Consider the following 9589-nt stretch of genomic DNA (forward strand, 5'->3'; position numbering starts at 1 on the left):
CTTTTAATTTATAACTTCATAAAAGTTAAATGAAGAAAATAGATTTTAAACCGCTTCCACTGAAAGGGCTTTTATAAAATAGCCATTGAAAATGATTGTTAATAAATAGTATACAATGATCAGATTTTTACTTCATACCGTCGTACTTCTCATAGTTTTAGCTGCGTACGGTCAGTCACCACTTTTTACAGCCCAAGACACCCTTAGAGGAAGCATTACTCCTGAAAGGGCATGGTGGGATTTGAATTATTACGACCTGGACATTGAAGTTAATCCGGAGGAGAAATATATTTCGGGAAGCAATACTATCAGATACAAAGTATTAAGTGAAAATCAGGTTATTCAAATAGACCTGCAATCCCCGCTGACTATAACAAAAATTAATCAGGACGGCTATGACCTTGTTTATAACTCCATAGGGAATGCGCACTGGGTTACTCTTTTAAAGCCACAAAAAATTGGCGAATACAATGAACTTGTCGTATCCTATTCCGGGCACCCAAAAGAAGCTGATAATGCTCCTTGGGATGGGGGTTTCTCCTGGAGCACAGATCAAAATGGCCAGCCATTTATCGCTACTTCCTGTCAGGGTCTTGGGGCTAGTGTCTGGTGGCCCAACAAGGACCATATGTATGATGAAGTGGATAGTATGGCCATAAGCATTACTGTACCAAAAAATCTTATGAATGTTTCCAATGGTCGTTTAAGAAACGTTGAAGAAGGCCAGAATTCCAATACTTACCATTGGTTTGTGGCTAATCCTATTAATAATTACGGTGTAAACGTAAACATAGGCGATTATGTTTATTTCGGAGAAACCTATGAAGGAGAAAATGGATCGTTGAGCATGGACTATTACGTATTAAGAGATAATCTCGATTTGGCCGAAAAACAGTTCAAACAAGCTGGTCTGATGATGGAAGCCTTTGAACATTGGTTTGGCCCCTACCCTTTTTATGAAGATGGATTTAAATTAGTTGAAGTACCTTATTTAGGAATGGAACATCAGAGTTCAGTAACCTATGGGAATAAATACCAAAATGGCTATCTGGGTACAGACCTTTCGGGTAGTGGCTGGGGTTTAAAATTTGATTTCATTATAATTCACGAATCCGGACATGAATGGTTCGCCAATAATATTACCAATAAAGATATTGCTGATATGTGGATTCATGAAAGTTTTACCGCCTATTCCGAAAATCTTTATTTGGATTATTATTTTGGCCCAGAAGCTTCTGCAGAATATGTTATTGGGACCCGAAGCAGAATTCGCAATGACCGCCCTATTATTGGTGTATATGGCGTTAATTATGAAGGATCCGGGGATATGTATTATAAAGGCTCAAATATGCTACATACCCTGCGACAACTCCTGGAAGATGATGAAAAATGGAGGCAAATTCTTCGTGGCTTAAATAAAGAATTTTATCATCAGACGGTTACCACCAACCAGATTGAAAACTATCTAAGTGAACAAACCAATATAGATCTCACAGCATTTTTCAATCAATATCTGCGTACCACAAAAATTCCGGTTTTGGAATTTAGCCTTAAGGGTAATAAAATGAGATACAGGTACACAAATATTGTCAAGGATTTTGATATGCCTGTAAGAATTAAAGTTAACGAACAGGAACAATGGCTATTCCCCAGGGCTGAATGGAAAACAGAAAACTTAGATGCGAAGGATACAACCCAGGTTCTGGTAGATGAGAATTTTTATATATTGGTTAAAAATCTATCTCAATAACTCCTTTGATAAACTTGTGAAAAAATCGGAGCCAAGATTACCCTTTTAGTAGTACTTGACTCCGACCAGATATAGTATTCTAAAAATAATTAATTACTGCCAAACCTTACATTTCTCAAGATAACGGTACCAGGGCCTTTATCATCACCACTTTTAGGTATATATACAAAATAGATTTCTTCTGCTTTAACGTCGGCATCCGAATCGAGCTTAATGGACACCATACTTCTGGTTTCTCCTGTTAACGGCTTTGGCATGCTTCCTTTTCCTAATAACTTGCCATCCGGTCCATTTAATCGCATCTCAAAATCAAGACCGGCAGTAGGCAACTCCCTCCAACTAGTGTTAATATGTGCCACTTTTACCCCGGTTAAATCTATGTCTTCCATAACAAACCAACCCTTTTTAGCAGGTAATATGAGTAAATCCATTCCACCAAACGAAACGGGGTTAAATCCGTCTACTTTAGTTTTACTGGAAAAAGGAACTGTACTACCCCTTAGGAAAACTTTTTGTACACCTGTAAGCGGTATGGCTTCTCCTTTTCCGGCATCCGTATAGCTGGCTGTAAGTACAAAAACGTTGGTCCCTGGTGTCGGTTTTGGCATAATGGAACCCTTGGCAGGAAGAGATTTTTTCACAGCATTTCCTTCCACCAACGATTGAATATACGTCACAATTTGCCTGGATTCTGCGTTCGTGATGTTAGGATGTGCAGGCATGGTCACTTCGCCCCAGACGCCATTACCCCCGGATTTAATTTTGCCTTGCAAATAACTAACCATATTGTCGTCATCTTTGTACTTTTCTGCAATCTGCGTATACATAGGCCCGATAGAGGCCTCATTAACTTTATGGCAGGTCTTACAATCCATGGATAAAGTAAGGGCTTTACCCATTACAGATGCAGAAACCTCCTTATGACCCAGTGAAAGATTTACTTCATCCATACCTTCCATATAATCTACTGACACAAATATATTTTCCTCATTAATATCCCCATTGCCATCCGGATCATTTACGGAGACGTTGTAATTTAAAGGTACGCCAGGCATAAAAAATGATGAGTTGCCTCCACTAAGATCTATGGTTACTATTGGCCTTGAATTTCCAGCAACAACAGTTACCACCTCACTGGTGGCAATAGCATTTTTATCATCCTTTACCTCAACAGAAACCATATATTCTCCAGGCTTATCATAAACATAATTAATTGAAGGTTCTATCGACTCCATGGTTGTTCCATCTCCAAGATTCCATAAATAACTTACCTGATCTTTCTCTCTATCAATTGCCACAACTTCGGCTGTAATGCTCAATGGTAAACTTCCGGAGGTCTTATCCACTATAAGATGGTCAATTAAGGGTGGTCTGTTTCCGCCATTATACTCAATATAACTCAATCCGGAATTATCATTTTTTTGAAACCACCCGCTACCGTATTCAAGAAGATATACTCTGCCATCTGCGCCTACTTCCATATCGATAAGGTTATTAACCTCAATATCTGAAGCAAAAGGTTCCATTTTATTGAATGTGCCGTCTTCAAAAAGGCTCACCGCTTTCATCCAGCCCCTCATCCAATCAAAAATTATCACCTTCCCATCATAGTATTCAGGCAAGGCGCTAGGACCATTATACAGATCCGAATAATACGCCGGACCAGCCATTGCATTTCTCCCTCCGGTACTTACCTGAGGAAAATCTGTAGACTCAACATAGGGGTAAAAAACATAAGCGGGCATAGCCTTTGGAAGTTCTTTTAAACCCGTATTGTTTCTAGAATTATTTAAAGGCTTTTCGGGATCAAATATTTCCCCGCTAACCCCTGTTTCGTAGTTATATTCGAGGTAGGGTTTATTATCTGCGACAAAAAGTGGCCACCCAAAATTCCCGGCTTCCCTGGCCTGATTCATTTCATCATATCCCCTGGGACCTCTTGTTAAAAGGCTGTCCTCTCTCGCATCAGGGCCAACATCGCCCCAATACACATAGCCTTTTTTGGGATCCACCGATATTCTATAAGGGTTTCGGTGACCCATGGTATAAATTTCCGGGCGTGTCTTTTCTGTCCCTATCGGGAATAAATTACCCTCCGGAATATCATAAGAACCGTCTTCATTTACTTTTATCCGCAAAATTTTTCCCCTTAAATCATTAGTATTGCCAGATGACCTTCTGGCATCATATTGCTGTTTTCCGGGAGTATCATTTAAGGGAGCGTAGCCACTATTTACATATTTTACGTTTTTTTCGTTAAAGGGCGTGGAATTATCACCAGTGGATAAATGTAATAGTCCGCCGGGTCCAAATGCGATAGACCCTCCTGTATGGCAACAGATCTCACGCTGGCTGTCCACGTCCAGAATTTTTTGTTCGGAATCCATGTCAAAAACTCCGTCTTTAAACTTAAATCTTGACAATCGGTTTACAGACTCATCCCCTGTTGGAGCATAATAAATGTAAATCCAGTTGTTCTGTGCATAATTAGGATCTTTTTGCAATCCCATAAGTCCTTCTTCGGCGTTGACATCCGGGTTCAACAATGATTTATGGTAAACATCAAGGAGAGCAACTTGATTTAGCTCTTTGGTAATTGCATTGTAGTGCATAACTTCCCCTCTCCGCTGTCCAATAAGGACATCATTATTTGGTAAAATGGTCATTTCGGTAGGTTCAAAAAACTCGCCTCCACCTACCAGAGAAACTTTGGAAAATCTATCCACCTCTGGCGGAATTTGCGAACTCACTTTAGAATAATCGAGTTTTAAATTATCCCCAATTGCATATTGTATACCCCCTAACAAGTGCTTCAAATACAATTCTTCTGTAAAGGATTCTGACGTATGACCTAGTGCCGTGTAAAATGCCCTACCCCCATCGTACTCATGATACCAGCTCATAGGGTGGTTATCTCCATTAATACCTCCTTCGTAGGTTTTTTCATTAACAGTCATAAGGACATTTATATCCGGGTTTATCTTCCTGAAGTTGTACATCTCGTCCGTTCTGTGCCAGATCGTATCTGTAAAGAAACTGGTTGCTACAAAACTTTGATCTTTTATTATAAAATCTGCTTCCGGAGTACCTGCAGGGTGGCTATGGAAATAGGCGCCAACCAATTTCCCATACCAGTTCCAATCATACTCCGTATCAGTGGCTGCATGGACACCAACGAAACCACCACCGGCCTGAATGTAACGCTCAAACCCAGCTTCCTGCTTGTGGTCCAAAATATTACCAGTAGTACTCATAAATATAATCGCCGAGTATTGGCGCAATGAGTCCTCTTCAAAAATGGCAGCATTTTTAGTAGTATCTACTTCAAAATTATTCTGAGCGCCCAGTTTTTCAATAGCTGCTATCCCATCAGTAATAGATGCATGTTTGAATCCCATGGTTTTTGAGAACACCAATACTTTTGGGTTTCCTTCTCTTTTTTTAGAACTACATCCAATAAGTAAAAGGCAACAAAAGAATATTGCCAAAGGGGAAATATTTTTCATTATTTAATGAGTAATAGGTTATTGTAAATTTTTTGCAAGCAGCAAATATAAGAATAGTAGTTGTTAATTTTTCAAAATATGATATTCATAAGCAACTAATTCGTATTAATTTGTGAAAAAAATAAGACATCACCAGAAATCTGTTTTAAGACTCCCAAACATTAGTGCCCCTGGATTTGCAAAAATTACACCATTTCTAAACCTGTCTACTTTATTATTTTTACTTTTAGCGTTAAATTTCTACTTTCTATATGTCCATTTTCTTAAAAAACCTATCAATTCTAGTTCTATCCCTTTTTATTCTTACAGGCTGTAATGAGAACTCGAAGGAAATGGTTGATCTTATCATTCAGAACGGGAATATCATTAATTTGGAAAGCGGCAAAATTGAACAAAAGGATATTTATATTTCCAATGGCCGAATAAAAGAACTGGGTAATTCTGATGAAATCCCCCTATATAAGGGAAATAAACTTATAAACGCAAAAGGCAAATATATCCTGCCGGGGTTTTGGGACAATCACGTACATTTCAGAGGTGGCAAAGACTTGATTTCGAATAACAAAAACTTTTTAAAAGTGTTTTTAGCCAACGGAATAACTACAGTCCGGGACGCTGGTGGCGATCTCACTCCAAATGTAATGCAATGGAGAAAGAGTATTTCCGAAGGAACTTTAACAGGTCCGGATATATATACCTCAGGTCCTAAAATTGATGGCTCCGGTGCAACCTGGGCCGGTTCACTTGAAGTTGAAAATGAACTGGATATTGAAAAAGCACTTGATTCCCTGACAAATTTGAAAACGGATTTTGTTAAATTATACGATAGTAAGATTAGCGGCGAATTATATCTGAAAACTATTAAAGAAGCAGAAAACAGGGGTTTAATTACCTCGGGTCACATGCCTTTTACCGTAAATTTAAATGAAACAGTAGAGGCCGGCATAGATGCCATTGAGCATTTGTATTACGTAATGAAGGGATGTTCTTACCTTGAAAATACCCTTACAAAACAACTTCAGGATAAAACCATTGGATTTTGGGAGGCCATGCCTTTGTTGCAGGAGAGCTATGAAGAAGGTACCGCAGAAAAGACATTTGCATCATTAAAAACCAACAACATATTTGTAGTACCAACACTTCATATTGGAGAAGTTTTAAGCTATTTAGATGAAGTAAACCACAGCGAGGATTCCTATTTAAAATATTTGGAAGATCTCTTTATTAAAACCTATGAGGGGAGAATTAACGGAGCTCTTAAGGCCAGTGCAGAACGCAGAAGAGATAGGAAAGAATTAAATGCCTTTTTTGGTAAATTAACCCATGACCTTAATAAAGCTGGGGTTGGTCTTCTTGCAGGTTCAGATTGTGGGGCATATAATTCATATGTCTATCCGGGAATTTCTTTGCATAAAGAGCTGGAAGCAATGGTAAGGGTGGGTATTCCACCCATAGAAGCACTGCGAACTTCGGCTTTTAACGGTTCTGTTTTCTTAAAAAAAAATAATGACTATGGATCGGTAACTAAAGGCAAAATTTCCGACCTGGTCTTATTGGCTGAAAATCCGCTGGAGAATATCTCAAATACACAAAAAATTGATTTCGTAATAAAAGGAGACACGGTTTTTAACTCCAAAGAGTTACTCAAATTAATGAAAGAAGCTGAAATTGAAAAAAATATAAACCCATGAAAAAACTATTTATTGCTGGTGCTATCTTAACCTTTATTTCATGTAATCAGGCACAGGAAAAAGTAAGTGATACGGCCATTTTAATCTCTAATGTTACGATTATTGATGTAAGTACAGGAGAACTTCTCCCGGACCGGCAAATGGTTATTGACTCTGGGAAAATTAAGAAAATAGCGGTCAGTATAGAAAATGAAGAGGTTTATAAAACCATCATAGATGGGCAGGGAAAATATGCCTTACCAGGCCTGGCCGAAATGCATGCTCATATTCCTTCACCACCTACGTCTAAAGAACGAACGGAGGAAACCCTTTTTCTATATCTATCCAATGGTATCACCACTATAAGGGGAATGTTAGGTCATCCGTCACATTTAGAGTTGCGAATAGCAGCAGAACAAGGGGAACTGCTAAGTCCGCGAATATTTACTTCCAGCCCTTCCTTAAATGGAAATTCAGTTACTTCAGCTGAAGAAGCCAGGGAGAAGGTAATAGCTTATAAAATCGACGGTTATGATTTTTTAAAAATCCACCCTGGAATTAAGCGCGATGTGTTTGACGAATTAGTCAAAACTGCTAATGAATCGGGGATTTCATTTTCCGGACATGTGCCGGTTGATGTCGGTATTGAACATGCCTTAGCGAGTAAATATGCTTCCATAGACCATGTAGATGGATTTTTAGAAGGTTTAGTGCCTAAGTCAGAAAATGTTAATCCAAATGAAAACGGATTTTTTGGTTATAATTTTACGAAACTGGCTGATACTACGATGATTGATGAACTCGTTGAACTTTCAAAAAACAACAAAGTCTGGATAGTACCTACCCAAAGCCTTTTTGAAAGATGGTTTGCACCGGTAGATGCAGAAATACTTCTTCAGCAGCCCGAGATGAAATACATGCCTGCATCAACCTTGTCAGAATGGAGAAAACGTAAGGAGGCATCAACAGGCCCGGGCACAAATTTTGATAAAACACAATGGGAAACCTTTATAGACATAAGAAGAAAACTAATCTATACATTAAATAAAACCGGGCATGGCCTGCTATTGGGATCAGATGCTCCACAATTATTCAATGTTCCAGGCTTTTCCATCCATCACGAAATGGAGGGAATGTTAAAGTCAGGCTTATCCCCACTTGAAATACTACAAACCGGAACAGTCAACCCAGCGCTCTTTTTTGATAAGGAATCTGTTTTCGGCCAATTAAAGGAAGGAATGGCCGCAGATATTCTCCTTGTTAATTCTAATCCTATTGAAGACATCAGGGCCTTAAAAGACTTGGCTGGCGTAATGGTTAAAGGGAAATGGATAAGCAAGGCCGATATTGATCAAAAACTGCAACAAATAGCAAAAAATGCTTCCGCTAACTAGTTATACTAGTATTTAAAGGACGTAATAGTAGATTTAATGTTATTTTTGTCAAGCCTTTACTTCATATTAAGCCAGCGTGCAATCGTTATTAATATCTACAGAGGTAGCAGGCACTAATATAATGTCCAAATTACCCAAGGAACATCAATTTATAGACCTTTCAGACTATGGCAGACCCATTGCACGAGTCATAGCAAATTCTTTAAAAAATACCGCTTTTACTCCGATCCATCTAACTATCGGATTTGTAATTTCGGGTCTTCTTGCAATCCTGTGTATTCTTAATCATTATTACTGGGCCACCGCGTTCTTCCTAATATTAAAATCAATTTTAGATGCAGCAGATGGAGAACTAGCCCGTATTAAAAATCAGCCCTCTTATACTGGAAGGTATTTAGATTCTGTTTCAGACATTATTCTTAATCTAATGATCCTGATTACGATTTGGTATGTTACTGACGGTTCAATAGGGTATACCATCCTGGCTTTTATCGGACTTCAGTTGCAGGGAACACTTTATAATTACTATTATGTTATTCTGAGAAATAAATACAATGGTGATACCACAAGCCGGGTATTTGAACGAAAAGCACCAAAAGCCATGAGCGGAGAGAAGCAGCAAACGGTTAATTTCCTTTTTGGACTTTACAACATCCTATATGGACTTTTTGATAGGATAATTTATGTCTTGGACAGAAGGGCTGTAGCAAGTCAAAATCTTCCCAATTGGTTTATGACTGCTGTTTCTACTTTTGGACTAGGGTTTCAACTTTTACTAATAGGTATAATGCTTATGTGTAATCTGGAATTCTATATAATTCCCTTTTTCATTGGTTATTCCCTATTTATTTTTTTATTTATTGCAATTCGAAGGATGCTAAATCGGTAATTATCTTTATTTTCAACATTCAATCTTCATAAATATAACCGGATATGAAAAAGCTGTTTATCCTATACTTTTTACTATTAAGTACCGGAATGAAAAGTCAAACACTATTGATTCCTGATAGGGTATTTGATGGAGAAACTGTATTTGCTAATTGGATCGTTGTTGTGGATGGCAATCAAATTGAATACACTGGTCCTCTTGATAAATGTCCGATAAAAATTATAAAAGATACCATTTTGCTAAAAGGGATGACACTTTTACCAGGAATTATAGAAGGCCATTCACATCTGCTGCTCCATCCATATAATGAAACCAGTTGGAATGATCAGGTACTTAAAGAATCTCCTGCAGAACGAGCGATCCGAGGCACTGTTTATGCC

5 protein-coding genes and 1 pseudogene are annotated in these 9589 nt (G+C 38.3%); 5 read left to right on the forward strand and 1 reads right to left on the reverse strand.

The annotated features are described in order from the left end of the window. Positions 1-115: 115 nt before the first annotated feature. Positions 116-1750, forward strand: coding sequence for a M1 family metallopeptidase (locus tag WBM60_RS04380; RefSeq protein ID WP_424276870.1), 1635 nt, complete (start codon positions 116-118; stop codon positions 1748-1750). A gap of 89 nt (positions 1751-1839) precedes the next feature. On the opposite strand, the gene WBM60_RS04385 is transcribed toward WBM60_RS04380, so the two are convergent. Further along, positions 1840-5256 (reverse strand): ThuA domain-containing protein, encoded by a 3417-nt coding sequence (locus WBM60_RS04385; protein WP_424282795.1) that lies wholly within the window; start codon positions 5254-5256, stop codon positions 1840-1842. Between the two features lie 251 nt (positions 5257-5507). Between WBM60_RS04385 and WBM60_RS04390 the strand changes: the two genes are divergently transcribed. The 4 genes and pseudogenes from WBM60_RS04390 to WBM60_RS04405 form a co-directional block, all read left to right on the forward strand. Further along, positions 5508-6947 carry an amidohydrolase family protein gene (locus tag WBM60_RS04390; protein WP_424277628.1) on the forward strand — a complete coding sequence of 480 codons (1440 nt, stop codon included), beginning with the start codon at positions 5508-5510 and terminating at the stop codon, positions 6945-6947. Further along, positions 6944-8320 (forward strand): amidohydrolase family protein, encoded by a 1377-nt coding sequence (locus WBM60_RS04395; protein ID WP_424259398.1) that lies wholly within the window; start codon positions 6944-6946, stop codon positions 8318-8320. The genes WBM60_RS04390 and WBM60_RS04395 overlap by 4 nt, the downstream gene beginning before the upstream one ends. A 121-nt stretch (positions 8321-8441) precedes the next feature. Next, complete coding sequence (locus WBM60_RS04400; protein WP_424282796.1) at positions 8442-9209, forward strand: CDP-alcohol phosphatidyltransferase family protein; 768 nt, start codon at positions 8442-8444, stop codon at positions 9207-9209. 44 nt (positions 9210-9253) lie between these two features. Further along, a pseudogene (locus tag WBM60_RS04405) lies at positions 9254-9589 on the forward strand (hypothetical protein); the annotation flags it as partial.

Origin of the sequence: Eudoraea sp., assembly GCF_049669105.1 — a bacterium.
In the GTDB taxonomy this organism is placed as follows: Bacteria; Bacteroidota; Bacteroidia; order Flavobacteriales; family Flavobacteriaceae; genus Eudoraea.